The 18,826-nt window shown below is 53.5% G+C and carries 17 protein-coding genes and 1 pseudogene; 7 read left to right on the plus strand and 11 right to left on the minus strand.

Annotated elements, in window-relative coordinates; genetic code table 11:
- Positions 1-39 precede the first annotated feature (39 nt).
- From ftsI to mgrB, 5 genes and pseudogenes are all read right to left on the minus strand, one after another.
- Complete coding sequence (gene ftsI, locus SK47_RS12550) at positions 40-1,785, minus strand: peptidoglycan glycosyltransferase FtsI (protein WP_003859909.1); 1,746 nt, start codon at positions 1,783-1,785, stop codon at positions 40-42.
- Positions 1,786-2,001: 216 nt separating this feature from the next.
- Positions 2,002-2,211, minus strand: coding sequence for a transcription antiterminator/RNA stability regulator CspE (gene cspE / locus SK47_RS12555; protein ID WP_001062678.1), 210 nt, complete (start codon positions 2,209-2,211; stop codon positions 2,002-2,004).
- 12 nt (positions 2,212-2,223) lie between these two features.
- Positions 2,224-2,368 (minus strand): annotated as a pseudogene (locus SK47_RS12560) (DUF2627 domain-containing protein).
- Positions 2,369-3,036: 668 nt separating this feature from the next.
- Positions 3,037-3,324, minus strand: a complete 288-nt coding sequence (locus SK47_RS12565) for a YebO family protein (protein ID WP_003859907.1) — start codon at positions 3,322-3,324, stop codon at positions 3,037-3,039.
- Positions 3,325-3,398: 74 nt separating this feature from the next.
- Complete coding sequence (mgrB, locus tag SK47_RS12570; RefSeq protein WP_003859906.1) at positions 3,399-3,542, minus strand: PhoP/PhoQ regulatory lipoprotein MgrB; 144 nt, start codon at positions 3,540-3,542, stop codon at positions 3,399-3,401.
- 160 nt (positions 3,543-3,702) lie between these two features.
- Here mgrB and SK47_RS12575 point away from each other — a divergent pair, with 160 nt between their 5' ends.
- Entirely contained in the window at positions 3,703-3,942 is a 240-nt protein-coding gene (locus SK47_RS12575) for a YobH family protein (RefSeq protein ID WP_003859905.1), read from the plus strand.
- Positions 3,943-4,005: 63 nt separating this feature from the next.
- Here the strand turns inward: SK47_RS12575 and kdgR are convergent, their stop codons facing one another.
- Positions 4,006-4,797 (minus strand): DNA-binding transcriptional regulator KdgR, encoded by a 792-nt coding sequence (gene kdgR, locus SK47_RS12580; protein WP_003859903.1) that lies wholly within the window; start codon positions 4,795-4,797, stop codon positions 4,006-4,008.
- A 178-nt stretch (positions 4,798-4,975) separates the two neighbouring features.
- Here kdgR and SK47_RS12585 point away from each other — a divergent pair, with 178 nt between their 5' ends.
- Positions 4,976-6,349: an MFS transporter gene (locus SK47_RS12585; RefSeq protein ID WP_023314330.1), complete on the plus strand. Its 1,374-nt coding sequence runs from the start codon at positions 4,976-4,978 to the stop codon at positions 6,347-6,349.
- Positions 6,350-6,400: 51 nt separating this feature from the next.
- On the opposite strand, the gene htpX is transcribed toward SK47_RS12585, so the two are convergent.
- The 4 genes from htpX to SK47_RS12605 form a co-directional block, all read right to left on the minus strand.
- Complete coding sequence (htpX, locus tag SK47_RS12590; protein ID WP_048244343.1) at positions 6,401-7,282, minus strand: protease HtpX; 882 nt, start codon at positions 7,280-7,282, stop codon at positions 6,401-6,403.
- A 193-nt stretch (positions 7,283-7,475) separates the two neighbouring features.
- On the minus strand, positions 7,476-9,524 hold the full coding sequence (prc, locus tag SK47_RS12595; RefSeq protein ID WP_003859896.1) for a carboxy terminal-processing peptidase: 2,049 nt from the start codon (positions 9,522-9,524) through the stop codon (positions 7,476-7,478).
- 19 nt (positions 9,525-9,543) lie between these two features.
- Entirely contained in the window at positions 9,544-10,230 is a 687-nt protein-coding gene (gene proQ / locus SK47_RS12600) for an RNA chaperone ProQ (protein ID WP_003859895.1), read from the minus strand.
- A gap of 96 nt (positions 10,231-10,326) precedes the next feature.
- Positions 10,327-10,824 carry a GAF domain-containing protein gene (locus tag SK47_RS12605; RefSeq protein WP_006811006.1) on the minus strand — a complete coding sequence of 166 codons (498 nt, stop codon included), beginning with the start codon at positions 10,822-10,824 and terminating at the stop codon, positions 10,327-10,329.
- 132 nt (positions 10,825-10,956) lie between these two features.
- Between SK47_RS12605 and yebS the strand changes: the two genes are divergently transcribed.
- From yebS to SK47_RS12625, 4 genes are all read left to right on the plus strand, one after another.
- A complete protein-coding gene (yebS, locus tag SK47_RS12610) occupies positions 10,957-12,240 on the plus strand; it encodes a membrane integrity lipid transport subunit YebS (protein WP_003859890.1) in 1,284 nt (427 codons plus the stop codon).
- Positions 12,209-14,842, plus strand: a complete 2,634-nt coding sequence (locus SK47_RS12615) for a PqiB family protein (RefSeq protein WP_048244344.1) — start codon at positions 12,209-12,211, stop codon at positions 14,840-14,842. Before yebS ends, SK47_RS12615 begins: the two co-directional genes overlap by 32 nt.
- A gap of 56 nt (positions 14,843-14,898) precedes the next feature.
- A complete protein-coding gene (rsmF, locus tag SK47_RS12620; RefSeq protein ID WP_045347138.1) occupies positions 14,899-16,362 on the plus strand; it encodes a 16S rRNA (cytosine(1407)-C(5))-methyltransferase RsmF in 1,464 nt (487 codons plus the stop codon).
- A 106-nt stretch (positions 16,363-16,468) separates the two neighbouring features.
- Positions 16,469-16,708 carry a YebV family protein gene (locus SK47_RS12625; protein ID WP_003859885.1) on the plus strand — a complete coding sequence of 80 codons (240 nt, stop codon included), beginning with the start codon at positions 16,469-16,471 and terminating at the stop codon, positions 16,706-16,708.
- 34 nt (positions 16,709-16,742) lie between these two features.
- Here SK47_RS12625 and pphA read toward each other — a convergent pair whose 3' ends face one another.
- The gene (gene pphA, locus SK47_RS12630; protein ID WP_045337547.1) at positions 16,743-17,387 is read right to left on the minus strand and encodes a protein-serine/threonine phosphatase; all 645 of its coding nucleotides are present in this window, start codon (positions 17,385-17,387) and stop codon (positions 16,743-16,745) included.
- A gap of 167 nt (positions 17,388-17,554) precedes the next feature.
- Here pphA and SK47_RS12635 point away from each other — a divergent pair, with 167 nt between their 5' ends.
- On the plus strand, positions 17,555-18,535 hold the full coding sequence (locus SK47_RS12635; RefSeq protein ID WP_003859879.1) for a VirK/YbjX family protein: 981 nt from the start codon (positions 17,555-17,557) through the stop codon (positions 18,533-18,535).
- Positions 18,536-18,826: the final 291 nt, after the last annotated feature.

Consider the following 18,826-nt stretch of genomic DNA (forward strand, 5'->3'; position numbering starts at 1 on the left):
GACAGCTCCAGGGCGTAAACCAAAAGGCGAAGTGTACCGCTATTCGCCAGGGTTATAAACGGCTGGGTGATGCATCACGATCAGATGGTCAGAATCTGCCGGCAGCCCGTCAGGCTTTACGTTTTCCAGACGCAGAACGTTCCCCATGATTTCGCTGAAAACGGGCGCGGAAACGGCCCCGCCGTAATAGGCACCGTTTTGCGGATCGTTAATCACCACCACCAGCGCAAAACGGGGATCGCTGGCAGGCGCAACGCCTGCGGTATAGGCGACGTATTTATCCACATACTTACCGTGTTCATCGATTTTTTTGGCCGTCCCGGTTTTTATCGCCACGCGATAGTTACGCACCGCCGCTTTGATTCCACCACCGCCGGGTAACGCGACGCTCTCCATCATGTGCTCCACCTCGTGAACAATTTCCTCGGGCATCACCCGCTTGCCAATCACCGGCGGATCGATTCGGGTGATGGACAGAGGCCGTTCAATGCCATAGCTGCCGATGGTGGCATACACATGCGCCAGCTGGAGGGGGGTTACCATCAGGCCATATCCAAAGGCAAAGGTCGCCCGGTCTAACTGGCTCCAGAATTTCCGCTGCGGCAGTAAACCTGCGCTTTCTCCCGTTAAGCCAAGCCCGGTACTCTCGCCAAAGCCAAAGTGTTTATAGGTATCCAGTAACCGTTGCACAGGCATCGCCAGCGAAAGACGGGACACGCCCGTGTCACTGGATTTTTGCAGGATGCCGGTCATCGTCAGCTCGGGGTAGTAGCCCACGTCGCGGATACGATGGCCATCAATGGTGTAGGGATGCGTGTCTATGACGCTGTCAGGCTGTACCAGCCCCTGCTGTAGCGCCGTCATCAGCACCAGAGGCTTAACGGTCGAGCCAGGTTCAAAGGTGTCGCTGATCGCGCGATTGCGAAAATCATCCAGCGTTGCCCCTTCCCGGTTGTTGGGGTTGAAGTCGGGGAAGCTCGCCATCGCCAGAATTTCGCCCGTCTGGATATTAATTAGCACCGACGCGCCTGACTCAGCTTTGTTCCACGCCACGGCATTATCCAGCGCGTCTTCGGTGATAGTTTGCAGGCGTTCATCGATACTAAGCTGGATATTATGTGCAGGTACGGGAGCCACCTCCGTGAGGTTCTCCACCACATGTCCGTAGCGATCTTTCCTGACCAGCCGCACGCCTGCCTTCCCGGTAAGCTGCGTGTTGAAGCTTTTCTCGACACCCTCAATGCCCTGACCATCAATATTGGTGAAGCCAATCAGGTTCGCCGCCACGTGCCCGGCAGGATAAAAGCGGCGGGACTCATCGCGAAGGTTGATACCCGGAAGACGCAGCTTATCGATCCACTTTGCCTGGGAGGGATCAACCTGACGGGCAAGGTAAATAAATCGCCCGTGCGGGTTACTGTTGATTCGCGATGCGAGCGTGCTCAGAGAAAGGTGTAAGGCATTTGCCAGGGCCTGCCAGCGCGAATCATAACCGATCCCCCCTTTTTCCAGCACTGTTTTGGGATCGGCCCAGACGGCCTGGACAGGTACGCTCACCGCAAGGGGTCGTCCTTCACGGTCCACAATCATCCCCCGCGGGGCGTCTATCGCCACTTCGCGCAGGGAGCGCATATCCTCCTGCTTAACCAGATTATCCGGTTTGATAATTTGCAGCCACGCCACGCGGCCCAGCAGAAACGCAAGACTACAAAAGATAGCGAGACACAGAAGTGCAAAACGTGCCGGAGTAAAGTTTCCGGTGGTCGTTATTGTCTTTTTTTTCACCTTAACCCCAGGGCTGTTGATCAACGCCCTGATTTAACGGGAAAAGCGGATAAGAAGGCGGGAAAACAATGCTAATAATCTCGAGGGTTTGCAACAAGATAATAACAGCGGAGGATTACGTAATATTTTGAAAAATAAGCGAATAAAAAAGCCCCGCATCGGCGAGGCTTATGTCTGGGATCGAAGCGCTGAGCACTTCAGTCAGCAGTGATTCGATCAGATAGCAGTTACGTTAACCGCAGCTGGGCCTTTCTGGCCATCCTGAATTTCGAACTCAACGTTCTGGCCTTCAGCCAGAGTTTTGAAGCCGTTACCCTGGATTGCAGAGAAGTGTACGAACACATCTTTGCTGCCGTCAGCAGGAGTAATGAAACCAAAACCTTTAGACTCGTTGAACCACTTAACTTGACCTTTAATCTTTGCCATTTGCAAAATTCCTTAGAGTGTTTTCTTAGCCCGCAGGCTTTGACTTAGATAAAACTGAGACATTACTGCTTGAGGCACTAATATAAGGTTCGGCAGAGAAGCGGTATTCAACGACAACGTGTTTACTCAGGACTTCTTTACTGAAAATGCCACACATAAACAGAACTGTACCTCGTTTGACCCAAAACGTGTTATCACACACAACGTTTAATATGGCAAGCCATTTTTAAACATGTCTCGATCCGCCGCACAAATTCAGGTGTTACTCCATAACAATCTGCACAGTTATGCGAATTGTCAAATGAAGCGCTACCTGACCTCACTGCCCGCAGGGTGCGTTGACGCGCCCTGTAATCAAAGACTTTTTAAACATAGCTCAATCATTTCAAAGCGTCCATCCCAATCCCTGATTTTCTTTAAAAGAATGACTGAGTTAGAACATTTTGTGAAAAGTTATGCTGAAAACATTGCAACGCACCGACATGTGTCAGGGAATATACGATGTTAATTACATTTTGCTAATTGTATTAAAATCCACCATTTAATTAGCGTTATTCTGCACCAAAATAATGAAATTTTTATGACTCTGCCTCAAAACAAGGCAAGCAAAACGTTTCGATAAAAATAAAACACTTCGGGAAAGATAAAACACACAATTTATTCAACGAAACGGTAATTATCGAATAAGGATAAATATTCACCAGTTTTCAGTATGCTGAAACAATACTTAACTGCTGCTTAATTATATGTTGGGATGTTGTGGATCACATTTGATAAGGGAGGGGATTTACGCCGTACGTCAGGCCACCTCCCTTTCCGGGCAAACTATCGTTCGGCTACCAGGCGAATGAAGTCTTCCTCGTCCTGTTGTTGAGCAACAGCGTCCTTAGGTACCGCTTTCTCCTCCGGCTCGTTGGCTTCGCACAGACGACGCAGCAACGCATTCTGCCGTTTCTGCTGATCGAGCAATGCTTCCAGCAGTTCAATCTGCTCGTTTGTGCGGGAGCTGGCGCGGTTAACGAAGAACCACAGTACCAGCCCAACGACCAGCACCACCAAAGACATTACCAGGGATGCAATGCTCAGCAGCCCCGAATTCAGTAACTCACCCATTTCACCACCTCAGTAAAAACAGTCATTTTACCACTGCCGCCACGTAAGGACATCACTCAGCGTAAAAATGGCCTCTACCAGGGGATAAACTTATTGATTGAACAAATGCCGCTAAAGAATTGTACATCCTGATCGCACATCACATTGATAGTCTGCGTCCACAGCACCACACAAGCTATCAACACTATAATCAGAATTACCCAGCGTATTTTTTTCACTCCACACTCCGTCTTATGACCTGATGCAGCCAGGTTATCACGGTTATCTTAAACAGGGGCTAACTGTACCTTCAACAGACGCTTTTCGGAATCGTGCACTTGTTTCACTGCGTAAACCCGTTACGCTTACTCCATGACAACAAAGAAAAAAGAGGCAACGATGCGTTTACTTATTCGTACAGTAATTGTACTGGCCATTGTGTGGATCGGCCTGTTATTAAGTGGGTACGGCGTATTAATGGGAAGCAAAGAAAATGCCGCGGGTCTGGGTATCCAGTGTAAATATCTTACCGCCCGGGGGGTAAGCACGGCGCAGTACATTCATTCCGACAGCGGGATCATCGGGTTAACCAACTGTCCTGTGCTGCGTAAATCATCTGATGTGATTGATAACGGTTAATCAGCGTTGAATTTCGCTTACAAGAACGCCGCACTGTTGCGGCGTTTTTATTGAAAGCGTCGATCAGAACGGATAATCGTTATATCCCATCTGCTCTGAAATTTTGCGCGCTGCGGTATGCAGGATCGCCACATATTCATGAAGACGCTCTTCAGAGAAACGCAGCGTTGGGAACGAAATGCTCAGGCCCGCAATGACAACGCCGAAGCGGTCAAATACCGGCACACCGATGCAACGCAGCCCCTCTTCCTGCTCTTCGTTATCTTCCCCGTAACCCTGCTCACGCACGTTATCCAGCACGCTCAGCAGTTCATCCGTACTGGTAATGGTGCGGTCGGTGCTGCGTTTGTACTCCACCCCGTCAAGGATCTGCTTCACCTCTTCGCGATCGCGCCAGGCCAGCAGTACTTTACCAATTGCGGTGCTGTAGAGCGGGTTACGACGACCGATGCGTGAATACATGCGCAGGTTGTACATGGAGTCAATTTTGTGGATGTAAACAATGCTGTCTTCATCCAGCGCACCGAGGTGAATTGTCTCTTTCGTCAGTCGTGAAAGTTCACGCATCTGAATGTCAGCGCTGCGGATCAGATCCACGTTCTGCAAGGCGCGGGCGCCCAGTTCAAACAGTTTCAGCGTCAGAGAATATTTTTCTGATTCTCCTTCCTGCGCGACATAACCCAATGATTTCATCGTCTGCAAAAAGCGATAAACGGTGCTTTTCGACATCATCACACGCTGCGACAACTCTGTAATACCAATTTCACGCTCTTCTCCGAGCGCCTGCAAGATGCCAAACACCTTCAGCACGGAAGAAACAGAATCTGGCTGCTTATCCAAATCTGCGATTGCCATTTATCACCTCATGGAGAGTGTTTTATAAAAATCAGAACCGGTTTTTATTATAAATTCGTGTGATGCGTGCTGCAATCTATCTGGGTTTACTTCGTTACAAATCTGCGACATAAAACCGAAATAACGATGCTAAAATAGTTACTCTGAAAATAATTTCACGCTGAGTCATTCTTTTCCCATGCAAAAAAACGTTTCTGATGGCCTGCCCTTACCGCAGCGGTACGGGGCAATTGCCACTATTGTCATCGGTATTTCGATGGCTGTCCTTGACGGTGCGATTGCCAACGTTGCTCTTCCTACCATTGCAAAAGACCTTAATGCTTCTCCCGCAAGCTCTATCTGGATTGTGAACGCGTACCAGATAGCAATTGTGATTTCCCTCCTGTCACTCTCTTTCCTGGGCGATATGTTTGGCTATCGCCGGGTTTACCAGTGCGGGCTGGTGGTCTTTACCCTCACCTCGCTCTTCTGTGCCCTTTCCGATTCACTGCACACCCTCACCCTGGCGCGTATCGCGCAGGGCTTTGGCGGCGCGGCGCTAATGAGCGTGAACACGGCCCTCATACGGCTTATCTATCCTCACCGCCACCTGGGGCGCGGCATGGGCATTAATTCCTTTATTGTGGCCGTGTCGTCCGCTGCCGGGCCGACGATTGCCGCCGCCATTCTGTCCGTTGCCTCGTGGCAGTGGCTGTTTGCCATTAATGTGCCGCTGGGTATTGTGGCGATCTTCTTCGCCCTGCGCTATCTTCCGGAAAATGGTCCGAAAAACACCATGCCGCGTTTTGACCTGCCCAGCGCCGTGATGAACGCGCTGACCTTTGGCCTGCTGATTACCGCGCTGAGCGGATTTGCTCAGGGGCAGTCTCTGTCGCTCATTGCCGCAGAAATCGTTGCCATGCTTATCATCGGATTTTTCTTCGTACGACGTCAGCTGGCGCTGCCCGTGCCGTTACTGCCGGTGGATTTGCTGCGTATTCCGCTGTTTTCGCTATCCATTTGTACCTCCATTTGCTCATTCTGCGCACAGATGCTGGCGCTGGTTGCGCTGCCGTTCTTTTTGCAGAGCGTGATTGGCCGTTCGGAAGTGGAAACAGGCTTGCTGCTCACGCCCTGGCCTCTGGCAACCATGGTGATGGCCCCGCTGGCCGGTTACCTTATTGAGCGCGTTCATGCCGGGCTTCTGGGGGCGATTGGGCTGGTTGTCATGGCGGTGGGACTGTTTGCACTGGCGCTCCTGCCCGCCTCGCCAGGGGATCTGGATATTATCTGGCGCATGATCCTGTGCGGGGCCGGTTTTGGTCTGTTCCAGTCCCCTAATAACCACACGATTATCACCTCTGCCCCACGTCATCGCAGCGGTGGCGCCAGCGGGATGCTGGGCACGGCAAGACTGTTAGGGCAAAGCACCGGGGCCGCACTGGTAGCCTTGATGTTTAACCTGGCCGGGCAGAATGCGACACACGTTGCGCTGATTACCGCAGGGACACTGGCGACCCTCGCGGCTGTCATTAGCGGTCTTCGTGTCACCCAGCCAAAGGCGCAGGCATAAAAAAACCGGGCGGAGAAGGACTCCTGCCCGGTTGTTTTCAACCCGATTACGTTACTTCAGATATTCGCCGCTACGCAGCGCTTCAATACGTTTATCCAGCGGCGGGTGAGACATAAACAGCTCGCTCAGCGACTTTGACTTGCCGTTGATGCAGAAGGCCATCATGCTGTTTGCTTCCTGCGGCTCGTAGCTGGTTTTAAGACGTTGCAGCGCAGCAATCATCTTTTCACGACCCACCAGTTTCGCGGAACCGGCATCCGCATGGAACTCACGATGACGGGAGAACCACATGGTAATAATGCTTGCCAGGATACCGAACACCAGCTCCAGCACCATTGAAACAGCAAAATAGATCAGCGGGTTGCCGTTGCTCTCTTCAACCTCATCACGGTTGCCACCCATAAACCCGGCAGCAATCTGCGCCAGAATACGGGAAATAAAGATAACGAAGGTGTTCACCACGCCCTGGATCAGGGTCATGGTGACCATATCGCCGTTGGCGATGTGGCTGATCTCGTGAGCAATAACCGCTTCCGCTTCGTCACGGCTCATGTTTTGCAGCAGACCGGTGCTGACGGCCACCAGGGACGCGTCACGACGCGCACCGGTAGCAAACGCGTTGATATCCGGCGCGTGGTAGATGGCTACCTGCGGCATGGCAATGCCCGCCTGCTTTGACTGCTGAGCAACCGTGCTCATCAGCCACTGCTCCATATCGTTACGCGGTTGCTCAATAACTTCACCGCCCACGGATTTCAGTGCCATCCACTTCGACATTAGCAGTGAAATGAAAGAGCCACCGAAACCAAACAGCAGCGCCATAATCAACAGACCCTGAACGCTGCTCGACTGAATTCCCGTCAGGCTTAGCACCAGCCCGAATACCACCATCACCGCCAGGTTGGTGAGCAGGAAGAGCGCGATTCGCATCATAATATTCTTTTAACCTCAGTTTAACAAAACGCACTATGCGATTACCCACATCGTATGGGTATTACGGCTATTTTCAAGCATCCAGACGGCGTAAGTCACCAGAAAGACACAACTTTACACAATTGGAAATCTGCCTGACGGAAGGATGAGGAACAAAAAGAAACAGGCACAATTGCTTGTGCCTGTTGGGGGATTATTTTGTCGGAGCAGGTTGCACAGCAGGTTTCTCTTTTTCCAGCTTCGCGAGATCAAGCGCGATATGCACCGTCTCGTCCAGATACGGATCGGGCTCCTGGTAATCCTTAGGCAGATCGTCCAGTTTTTTGAGCAGAGGCTTGCCTTCACGTTTGAAGCGATCGTTGATACGCGCCAGACGTGTCGCGTCATCTTCATTGTTCTCTTTCTCACGCTGAGCGTAGTTCAGAGACACAATGTTCCGTTTTGCTTTCAGGGCGTTGAAACGCGCGATGTCCTTCATGATGTACTGGAATTCCGGATCCTTCCCGATGCGATCGTTGTGATTTTTCAGCAGTTCCGGTCCGAACTGTTTCATATCACCCGATTTCACGAATGTCGCGGCATCAATGCTATCCCACGGCAGCGCGTTATCTTCAAACTTCTCGCCCGTTTCCGTCTCTTCGGTACCTGTCGGCATCATAATATCCGGCGTCACGCCTTTGCGCTGCGTGCTGCCGCCGTTGACGCGGTAAAACTTCTGAATGGTGTACTGTACTGAGCCCAGCGCCGGCCATTCAGGGCGCAGCATCTGGTCGTAAATACGGTTCAGAGAGCGGTACTGCTGAACGGTGCCCTTGCCAAACGTCGGTTCGCCGACGATTAACGCCCGGCCGTAATCCTGCATGGCAGCAGCGAAGATTTCCGATGCAGAGGCGCTGAAGCGATCGACAAGCACCACCAGCGGCCCCTTATAGTAGACCACACCATCGGTATCCGCATCTTCACGCACTTTACCGTTGTTATCGCGCACCTGTACCACCGGGCCAGACGGGATAAACAGCCCGGACAGCGAGACGGCCTCGGTCAATGCCCCGCCGCCGTTGCTGCGCAGGTCAATGATCACGCTGCTGACATTCTGCTTTTCAAGCTTCTGAAGCTGCACTTTCACATCATCGGTCAGGCCGACGTAGAAACCAGGGATATCCAGAACGCCAACCTTCTCTTTACCCACGGTTTTCACCGACATTTTCACCGCGCGATCTTCCAGACGGATACGCTCACGGGTCAGAGTAACGATACGGGTTTTGGTCCCCTTACCGGCTGGCAGGATCTCCAGGCGAACTTTGCTGCCCTTCGGCCCTTTGATCAGCGCAACTACGTCATCAAGACGCCAGCCAATCACGTCCACCATGCTCTTTCCGGTTTGGCCCACACCGACAATACGGTCGCCTACGCTGATCGCTTTGCTTTTCGATGCAGGGCCACCGGCCACCATGGAGTTGATTACGGTGTAGTCATCGTCCATCTGAAGCACAGCACCGATACCTTCCAGAGACAGGCTCATTTCGGTATTGAACTGTTCGGTGTTACGTGGAGAGAGATAATTAGTGTGCGGATCAATTTCGTGCGCAAACGCGGTCATCGCCAGCGAGAAAACATCTTCACTGTTGGTCTGCGCCAGACGGCGAATAGCGAACTTGTAGCGACGGTTTAACGTCTCACGGATCTCTTTCTCGTCTTTGCCTGTGAGCTTGAGGCTCAGTTCGTCATATTTGACTTTTCCATCCCACAGCGCATTCAGTTCAGCCTCGTCTTTCGGCCATGGCGCTTTGCTGCGGTCCAGATTAAAGGTGTCGTTGCCGGTGAAGTCCATAGGACGTTCCAGCACTTTCAGCGCGTATTGATAACGCTCAAAACGGCGCTTTTGCGATAAGTTGTACAGATCGTAGAACAGATCGAGTTTTCCGGAGCGCAGCTCATCACCCACTTCGGATTTGCGTTTAGCGAACTGTTCGACATCGCTGGCCAGCAGTACGTTATGGCTGTAATCCAGCAAGTTCAGATAACGGTCAAAGATTTTGGCCGAAAAGGCCTGATCGAGATCGAACTGACGATAGTGCGAACGAGTAAAGCGCGACGTCACGCGCTCACTCACCGTCGCGTGCTGAGTCTCTTCCTTGAGAACCGGAATTTGATCAACACGCGTAATATCGTCCACAGCGAAAGCGTGGCCTGTTATAGCAAACAGGCCAGCCAGCGCGGTGAGCTTAAAAAAAGTGTTCATGCCAGGCTCGGCCTCCGTTTCAGAACAACAAGTGTTCTGCGCGTACAATCATTGACATACCAGAAGTCAGCTGTACACGAACGCCATCTTTGGTGATTTCCAGTACGGTGGCGTCCATCGCGTTGTTACCCGCTTTCACCTTCAGAGACTGACCTACGCTCAGCGCATTGATGTCAGAAACCGGGGTGTGGCGCGGCTCTTCGCGCGGCGCACGTGGGGCTTTAGCTGCTGGTTTGTCAGCACGCGGTTTGCGATCGTTATTTTCAGTACGACGCGGTGCCGGGCGCGGTTTACGCTCGCGACGAGGGGCGTCTTCCTGACCGTTTGCCGCTGCGGCTTCGCGTTTTTTCGCCTGCTGTTCCGCACGCTGTGCCTGCACGCGAGCTTTGGCTTCTTCAAGCTGCTTACGCGCATGTTCTACGTGCTGCTCGTCCAGCTCACCGCACGGGTTGCCGTCAAGGTCGACACGGGTCGCACCCGGCTTGATACCGTACAGGTAACGCCAGCTCGAGGTATAAAGGCGCAAGGCAGAACGAAGCTGCGTTTTGCTGAGGTTCATCTCCCCCTCAACGCGCGCGACCAAATCCTGAAAGATACCGACTTTCAGAGGACGCGCTTCACCTTCAGCGCTGAAGCACTGCGGGAAACGCTCGGCCAGAAATGCGATAACTTCTTTACTGCTATTCAACTTAGGTTGATTTTCCATGAAATTTCCTGATTACAACGGACGTTGCCAACAAGCGCAGGCATGAACAGGCGACATTATAATGACGCTATCAGTAAATGCTACGTTATCCGTTGATTATCCTGCGACGCTCGCAAAGAATTTATGATAATCGGTCTCTGCCAGAACATTTTCCAGGTTTGCGGCCAGCGCGCGCAGCCCCTGCTCATCCTCGGCAGTAAAGCGACTGAAGACCGTGCTGTCGATATCCAGAACGCCAATAATCTGATTTTTAACCACCAGCGGCAGTACGATTTCAGAATTGCTGCTGGCATCGCAGGCGATGTGGCCGTCAAACGCATGAACATCTTCGACACGCTGAACCTGACGGGTCGCCACTGCGGTACCGCACACGCCGCGACCTACCGGGATACGCACGCAGGCGAGTTTCCCCTGGAAAGGCCCCAGTACCAGCGTGTCGCCTTCCAGCAGATAAAAGCCCGCCCAGTTCACGTCAGAAAGGCGTTCGAACAGTAACGCACTGGTATTTGCCAGAGTGGCTAAGAAACTGGTTTCCCCTGCCATTAATGCCTTAAAATCGCGATTCAGATCCGCGTAGAATTCTGTTTTGTTCATTATTCAATCACTTAGTTATCTTACATAGTTACCGCATAGCCTATTAAAATAAGCATTAAATGCGCTCATGCTCAAGATGAATCCGTTCATGAGTTATTATAACTTTCAACAATACTAATCTGTTTGCGACTGATGGCCCTAAAAACACCCCAAATTACGCCGACACGAAAGATCGTTGTCCGTACGGTAAGCCAGGCTCTGCCCCGTGCACATTATCAGCGTTGTCCCCAGTGCGATACGCTTTTTATGTTGCCGAAGATGAAATCGCACCAAAGTGCTTTTTGTCCATGCTGCGATGCCAAAATTCGCGATGGCCGGGACTGGTCATTGACGCGTCTGGCGGCAATGGCGGTCACCATGCTGCTGCTGATGCCCTTCGCCTGGACCGAGCCGCTGTTAAAGCTCTACCTGCTTGGCGTGCGTATTGACGCTAACGTGTTGCAGGGGATCTGGCAGATGACGCGCCAGGGCGATCCGCTTACGGCCGCCATGGTGCTGTTCTGCGTCGTCGGCGCGCCGTTGGTGCTGGTCGCGGCAATTGCCTACCTGTGGTTTGGCAACATACTGGGGATGAACCTGCGCCCCGTCCTGCTCATGCTGGAAAAGCTCAAGGAGTGGGTGATGCTGGACATCTATCTGGTGGGCGTCGGCGTGGCGTCTATCAAGGTGCAGGATTATGCATTTTTACAACCTGGCATTGGCCTTTTTGCGTTTATTTCACTGGTCCTGCTGAGTATTCTGACCCTGATTCATCTCAATGTTGAACAGCTTTGGGAGCGATTTTACCCGCAGCGTCCCGCGACCCGGCCTGATGACAACCTGCGCGTCTGCCTGGGGTGCCATTACACCGGTTTTCCGGATAAACGCGGGAGATGTCCGCGCTGCCACATTCCGTTAAGATTGCGACGCAACAACAGCCTGCAAAAATGCTGGGCGGCGCTTATCGCCTCCCTGGTATTTTTGTTCCCGGCCAACATGCTGCCGATCTCCGTAATTTATGTGAACGGCGCCCGTCAGGAAGATACTATCCTTTCAGGGATTATCTCTCTGGCGCACAGTAACGTGGGGGTCGCCGCCATTGTTTTCATCGCCAGTATTCTGGTGCCCTTTACCAAAGTGGTGGTGATGTTTACGCTGCTTATCAGCATTCACTTTAAATGCGAACAAGGACTACGCACCCGCATCCTGCTTCTGCGATTCGTGACCTGGATTGGTCGCTGGTCGATGTTGGATCTGTTCGTGATTTCGCTGATGATGTCGCTCATCAATCGCGATCAGTTACTTGCTTTTACCATGGGACCCGCAGCTTTTTATTTCGGCTCTGCGGTGATATTGACTATTCTTGCAGTGGAATGGCTGGACAGCCGCTTACTTTGGGACGCACATGAGTCAGGAAACGCCCGCTTCGCCGACTGAAGCGAGAATTAAAACAAAACGCCGCATTTCGCCATTCTGGTTGCTACCTGTCATCGCGCTGATGATCGCAGGCTGGCTTATCTGGACGAGCTATGAAGATCGCGGAAGTACCATCACGATTGATTTCCAGTCTGCGGACGGCATTGTCGCCGGACGTACCCCCGTTCGCTTCCAGGGGGTGGAAGTGGGTACCGTGCAGGATATTTCCCTCGGCAAAGGGCTGAACAAAATTCAGGTCCGGGCGAGCATTAAGTCTGATATGCAGGATGCCCTGCGCGCCGAAACGCAGTTCTGGCTGGTCACGCCTAAAGCCTCCCTGGCCGGCGTTTCCGGGCTGGATGCGCTTGTGGGCGGTAACTATATCGGCATGATGCCCGGCAAAGGCGAACCACAGGATCACTTTGTTGCGCTGGACACCCAGCCGAAATATCGGCTGAATAACGGCGATTTGATGATCCACCTCCGTGCGCCGGATTTGGGCTCGCTGAACAGTGGTTCTCTGGTCTATTTCCGCAAAATTCCGGTTGGTCGCGTTTACGACTACGCCATTAACCCGAACAAAGATGGCGTGACCATTGATGTACTCATCGAGCGCCGTTTTACCAACCTGGTGAAAAAAGGCAGTCGCTTCTGGAACGTCTCCGGCGTCGATGCCGACCTGAGCTTAAGCGGTGCGAAAGTGAAGCTTGAGAGCCTGGCGGCGCTGGTGAATGGCGCTATCGCCTTCGACTCACCTGCTGACTCCAGCCCTGCCGCCGCAGAAGATACCTTTGGCCTGTACGCCGACCTGGCGCACAGCCAGCGCGGCGTCATCGTCAAGCTGACCCTGCCGGATGCCAAAGGCCTGAAAGCCGGTTCGACCCCGCTGATGTACCAGGGTTTAGAGGTCGGGCAACTGACAAAATTAACCCTCAATGCGGGCGGCTCCGTTACCGGCGAAATGACGGTGGATCCGAGCGTGGTGGATCTCCTGCGGGAAAAAACGCGCATTGAACTGCGTAATCCGAAGCTCTCCCTCAGCGACGCCAGCATCAGTTCCCTGCTGACGGGAAGCACCTTTGAGCTGATCCCCGGTGAAGGCGCGCCGAACAAAAACTTTGTTATCGCCCCGGCGGATAAAGCCCTGCTGCAAAAACCGGGCGTGTTGACGGTTACGCTGAATGCGCCGGAAAGCTACGGTATCGAAGCCGGGCAACCGCTGATCCTGCACGGTGTGCAGGTGGGCCAGGTCCTCGAACGTAAGCTGACAGAAAAAGGGGTCTCCTTCTCCGCCGCCATCGATCCGCAGTACAGCAATCTGGTTCACGGCGACAGTAAATTTGTGGTTAACAGCCGGGTCGACGTGAAGGTGGGTCTGGACGGCGTTGAGTTCCTCGGCGCCAGCGCCAGCGAGTGGGTTAACGGCGGGATCCGCATTCTGCCGGGCAGCAAAGGTGCGCTGCGCGAGAGTTATCCGCTGTTCGCCAATCTGGACAAAGCCATTGAAAACAGCCTCGGCGACCTGCCGACCACCACGCTGACCTTAAGCGCTGAAACGCTGCCGGACGTCCAGGCAGGCTCCGTCGTGCTTTATCGTAAGTTTGAAGTCGGGGAAGTGATCACCGTTCGTCCTCGTGCAGACGCGTTTGATATCGAACTGCATATCAAGCCGGAGTACCGCAAGCTGCTCACGCCAAACAGCGTGTTCTGGGCTGAAGGCGGCGCGAAAGTGCAGCTCAACGGCAGCGGGCTGACCGTACAGGCGTCTCCCCTCTCCCGTGCCCTGCGCGGTGCGATCAGCTTCGATAACCTGAGCGGCGCGGGCGGCAACATGCGTAAAGGTGACAAGCGGATCCTCTTCCCGTCCGAAACCGCGGCGCGCGCAGTCGGGGGGCAGATTACCCTGCACACCTTTGATGCCGGTAAACTGGCTGAAGGCATGCCCATCCGCTATCTCGGCATTGATATCGGGCAGATCCAGAAGCTGACGCTGATCACCGCGCGCAACGAAGTTCAGGCGACCGCCGTGCTTTATCCGGAATATGTGCAGACGTTCGCCCGGGCAGGCTCGCGCTTCTCGGTGGTTACGCCGCAAATTTCTGCCGCAGGGGTTGAGCATCTCGACACCATACTTCAGCCGTACATAAACGTTGAACCGGGTCGCGGCAACGCGCGTCGTGAATTTGAGTTGCAGGAGGCAACCATCACCGACTCCCGTTATCTGGACGGTCTGAGCATTGTGGTTGAAGTGCCGGAAGCCGGTTCGCTGGGCATCGGTACGCCGGTCCTGTTCCGCGGCATTGAAGTGGGGACAGTAACAAGCCTGACGCTGGGTAATCTGTCCGATCGCGTGATGGTCGGCCTGCGCATCAGCCAGCGTTATCAGCATCTGGTTCGCAACAACTCGGTGTTCTGGCTCGCTTCAGGCTACTCGCTGGACTTCGGCCTGACCGGTGGCGTGGTCAAAACGGGGACCTTTAATCAGTTCATTCGCGGCGGCATTGCCTTCGCGACGCCGCCTGGCACGCCTCTGGCGCCTAAGGCGCAGGCAGGTAAACACTTCCTGCTGCTGGAAAGTGAACCGAAAGAGTGGCGCGAATGGGGAACGGCGCTGCCGCGTTAATCTCGCAGGCTCCGGTGTCAACGCGCCGGAGCCTTTATGTTACACTGCGCACCTGAATGTTTCCCTGTGGTGTGCCCGTGGCTCAAAACTCCGTATTTCTTCCCGAACAATTCCTCGCACAGATGCGCGAGGCGCTTCCAGCTCATCTCTCTTTCGACGATTTCGTCGCCGCATGCCAGCGCCCTTTGCGCCGGAGTATTCGCGTCAATACGCTGAAAATCAGCGTCGGGGCGTTTCTGGATCTCGTCTCCCCCTACGGCTGGCAATTAACGCCAGTGCCGTGGTGTGAAGAGGGTTTCTGGATCGAACGGGATGAAGAGGAGAGCCTGCCGCTCGGCAGCACCGCCGAGCACCTGAGCGGGCTGTTTTATATTCAGGAAGCCAGCTCCATGCTGCCGGTTGCTGCGCTGTTTGCCGACGGGAACCAGCCTGAGCGGGTTATGGATGTCGCGGCGGCGCCGGGCTCTAAAACCACGCAGATTGCCGCCCGGATGAACAACCGCGGCGCGATCCTCGCCAACGAATTTTCCGCCAGCCGCGTCAAAGTCCTGCACGCCAATATCAGCCGCTGCGGGATCCACAACGTCGCGTTAACGCACTTCGACGGTCGCGTGTTTGGCGCTGCCCTGCCGGAAGCCTTTGATGCCATCCTGCTCGACGCGCCCTGCTCCGGCGAAGGCGTGGTGCGTAAAGATCCTGATGCGTTAAAAAACTGGTCCGTTGAAAGCAACCTGCAGATCGCCGCCACGCAGCGCGAACTGATCGACAGCGCGTTTCATGCCCTGCGCCCAGGCGGGACGCTGGTTTACTCTACCTGCACGCTGAATCGCGATGAAAACGAGGACGTCTGCCTGTGGCTCAAGCAACGCTATGTGGATGCCGTCGAGTTTCTGCCGCTGGACACCCTCTTCGACTCGGCCAGCCATGCGGCCACGCCTGAAGGCTTCCTGCATGTCTTCCCGCAGATTTACGATTGCGAAGGCTTCTTTGTTGCCCGTCTGCGTAAAACCCGCGCCGTCGATCCCTTGCCTGCCCCTAAGTTTAAGGTCGGCAACTTCCCGTTCGCGCCGGTCAAAGGCCGTGAGGCGGCACAGGCGCAAGCGGCTGCGAGCAAAGTCGGCCTGCACTGGGATGAGAGCCTGCGCCTCTGGATGCGTGACAAAGAGCTGTGGCTGTTCCCGGTCAACATCGAACCGCTGATTGGTAAGGTGCGTTTCTCCCGCCTCGGTATTCGCCTGGCGGAGATCCACAACAAAGGCTATCGCTGGCAGCACGAAGCGGTCATTGCGCTGGCCGGCAGTGAGAACACCTTTGCCCTGACGCATCAGGAAGCGGAAGAGTGGTATCGCGGTCGTGACGTTTACCCGGAAGACGGCCCGTTACAGGATGAAGTCATCGTGACGTATCAGGGCTATCCGCTGGGGCTGGCGAAAAAAGTCGGCTCGCGGCTGAAAAACAGCTATCCGCGCGAACTGGTACGCGATGGCCGCCTGTTTACCGGTAACAACCGCAGCGCCTGAAAAAAAGCGCATTTTTTTACTGGCGATTTCGCTCTCCTTGTCTAGGATCAAAAATGGGTGACTGCACTGGTCATACCAGATTTTGGGCAACAAACCGGAGAGCATTATGACGAAAACCAGCGTACGCATTGGCGCTTTTGAAATCGACGACGCTGAATTGCGCGGCGAATCACAAGGCGAACGAACGTTAAGTATTCCCTGCAAATCCGATCCGGATTTGTGCATGCAGCTGGACGCCTGGGATGCAGATACCAGCGTCCCGGCAATCCTTGATGGGGAACATTCCGTTCTGTACCGTGAGCATTACGACAGTAAAACCGATGCCTGGGTCTTGCGTCTTGCCTGACCCAAAGAGAACCCGCCCGAAGGCGGGTTATTTATTACTGAAGCTGCGCCAGCGTCAGAAAGCCCCCGAATACTGCCCCCGTATCAATGTAGTGCAGATTGTTAAAATCGTAGCGTTTGTCCACAGGCGTATGTCCAAACCAGAAGTGATCCGCGCCGCTAATGCCCTGCCCTTTGCCCACCATAAAGCCCATTAACCGGTCGCGATCCCACAGCACGCGCTGGGCATCCACCGGCTTATGCCAGCCATATTCGGCGGAGGGATAATCCGCATGAGCAATCACGTTGAGACCGTTTTTGCAGGTTATTTCAATAATGTGCGGTAAGTCCCGACACGCGTTGAGTAAACCCTTCACCTGTTTTTGTTGAGCGTCCTTAAGCCCGGTAAACCAGTTACCACCATTTATCGACCAGAGACTAAAATCATTATTTTTAAGCGCATCTAACGCCATTTGCTCGTGATTACCGCGTACCGCATAAAACCAGTTTTCCTGCATCAGCTGTAAACATTTTACGCTGTCAGGCCCGCGGTCGATAATATCCCCCACCGAGATCAGCAGATCCGTATCAGGATTAAAATGTCGTCGTTTCAGCTCATCCATAAGCCACTGATAGCAACCATGAATATCGCTGACAACCCAGACATGACGCCAGTGTTCTCCCTCTATTTTCTGATACATAACGCCTCCTGTAAGAAGTATAGCTGCCACAGAAAATGTCATGAACTGGCGTCGGATTTCGCGAATCCAAACAAACCATAAACCAGCCGGAAATAAAGATCGCTGCGCTATTAATCCCTTATTCCCTGGCCTTTAAAATAGAGCGGAATAAAAAGAGGGATTTTCACGTGTCAAACATACACCTGCAAAACGATGTTTTTTATCCGCATCGCACAAATATTATTTCTGAACTGGTGAGAGGAAAACGCGTTCCCGGCCCAATCTGGCACAAACGTGATTACCGGTTAAAGTTCCTTCTGCGCTCGCTTTTATTCTGGTCCTCCACCCATCGCATGCTGGAGGCCCTGTCCGGGCGCGATGATTTCGACAGGCTGCTCACCTCTCAAATTACCTTGCCGAGCAAAACTCACCGCCAGTATCTGATGCGCGGCCTGAACTCAAACGACCGGGCCGATGCTATCGTCAGCCACTATCAGTGGATTGATAGTCTGAAAAACATCGCCCTCGCCCACGCGCTGACCAGCCCGCAAGAGGTGCCGGTTGTCCGGTTCGAGGCAAAAAACGGCGAAATCTATACCGTCCACGCCTCGTCCGCAGGTAAGGCCGAACGCGAAGGCGAAAGCACGCTTTGGCTGCACGACAATGACAATACGCTGCTTGCCAGCCTGACGTTCTGTGTCGCACGCAGTAACGGCCGTACGGTGCTGGTGATCGGCGGCCTTCAGGGTCCACGTCGTCATGTTTCACGGGAGGTGATTAAGCAGGCTACCCGTGCCTGCCATGGTCTTTTCCCGAAACGCGTGCTGATGGAGGTGATCTTCCAGCTTGCCTCACGCTCGAACATCAGCGCGATTTTTGCCGTCAGCGATGAAGGCCATGTTTTCCGCGCGCTGCGCTACCGTCTGAGCAAAGGCCGTCATTTTCACGCCAGCTACGACGAGTTCTGGGAAGGCCTGAACGGAAAGAAACTCTCCCCCTTCTGCTGGCAGTTGCCGCTCCAGATGGAGCGTAAAGCACTGGAGGAGATTGCCAGCAAAAAACGCGCCGAATACCGTCGCCGCTTTGCGTTACTTGATGATATTGCGGCTTCCGTACAGGCGCGCATTGATCCCGCAGTCGTCTCAGGCAAAATACAAACAAAAATTTAACAAAACAGCCAAAAAGGACTGGACTTACGCCTGCCGGGTTGTGGTATGTTTGAGGCAGGCGCACAGGAAGTGAACCTTCTGCTGAGACGAAAACCGGATTTTATCGTTTATTTTCATGCGGATAAAAAGAGACCGAATACGATTCCTGTTTCCGCTTCAACCAGTCCTTTTTGAATTTATTCAAACACTTACATATCAGAAACCCGTTAAAAACGGGTTTCAATGCTTACCAATACATCCATTCAAGATCAAACCGTTGCCATCTTTTTCGAGTGGGCGACGAGTGAACTT

It is taken from the genome of Enterobacter sp. BWH52, from assembly GCF_001037565.1.
GTDB classification, from domain to species: domain Bacteria; phylum Pseudomonadota; class Gammaproteobacteria; order Enterobacterales; family Enterobacteriaceae; genus Enterobacter; species Enterobacter hormaechei_C.

Excerpts from the sequence above, each read along its gene's own strand:
- cspE (WP_001062678.1), bottom strand. The coding sequence starts at position 2,211 with ATGGCAAAGATTAAAGGTCAAGTTAAGTGGTTCAACGAGTCTAAAGGT.
- SK47_RS12565 (WP_003859907.1), bottom strand. The coding sequence starts at position 3,324 with ATGGGTGAGTTACTGAATTCGGGGCTGCTGAGCATTGCATCCCTGGTA.
- SK47_RS12575 (WP_003859905.1), top strand. The coding sequence starts at position 3,703 with ATGCGTTTACTTATTCGTACAGTAATTGTACTGGCCATTGTGTGGATC.
- kdgR (WP_003859903.1), bottom strand. The coding sequence starts at position 4,797 with ATGGCAATCGCAGATTTGGATAAGCAGCCAGATTCTGTTTCTTCCGTG.
- SK47_RS12585 (WP_023314330.1), top strand. The coding sequence starts at position 4,976 with ATGCAAAAAAACGTTTCTGATGGCCTGCCCTTACCGCAGCGGTACGGG.
- htpX (WP_048244343.1), bottom strand. The coding sequence starts at position 7,282 with ATGATGCGAATCGCGCTCTTCCTGCTCACCAACCTGGCGGTGATGGTG.
- prc (WP_003859896.1), bottom strand. The coding sequence starts at position 9,524 with ATGAACACTTTTTTTAAGCTCACCGCGCTGGCTGGCCTGTTTGCTATA.
- proQ (WP_003859895.1), bottom strand. The coding sequence starts at position 10,230 with ATGGAAAATCAACCTAAGTTGAATAGCAGTAAAGAAGTTATCGCATTT.
- SK47_RS12605 (WP_006811006.1), bottom strand. The coding sequence starts at position 10,824 with ATGAACAAAACAGAATTCTACGCGGATCTGAATCGCGATTTTAAGGCA.
- yebS (WP_003859890.1), top strand. The coding sequence starts at position 10,957 with ATGGCCCTAAAAACACCCCAAATTACGCCGACACGAAAGATCGTTGTC.
- SK47_RS12615 (WP_048244344.1), top strand. The coding sequence starts at position 12,209 with ATGAGTCAGGAAACGCCCGCTTCGCCGACTGAAGCGAGAATTAAAACA.
- rsmF (WP_045347138.1), top strand. The coding sequence starts at position 14,899 with ATGTTTCCCTGTGGTGTGCCCGTGGCTCAAAACTCCGTATTTCTTCCC.
- SK47_RS12625 (WP_003859885.1), top strand. The coding sequence starts at position 16,469 with ATGACGAAAACCAGCGTACGCATTGGCGCTTTTGAAATCGACGACGCT.
- pphA (WP_045337547.1), bottom strand. The coding sequence starts at position 17,387 with ATGTATCAGAAAATAGAGGGAGAACACTGGCGTCATGTCTGGGTTGTC.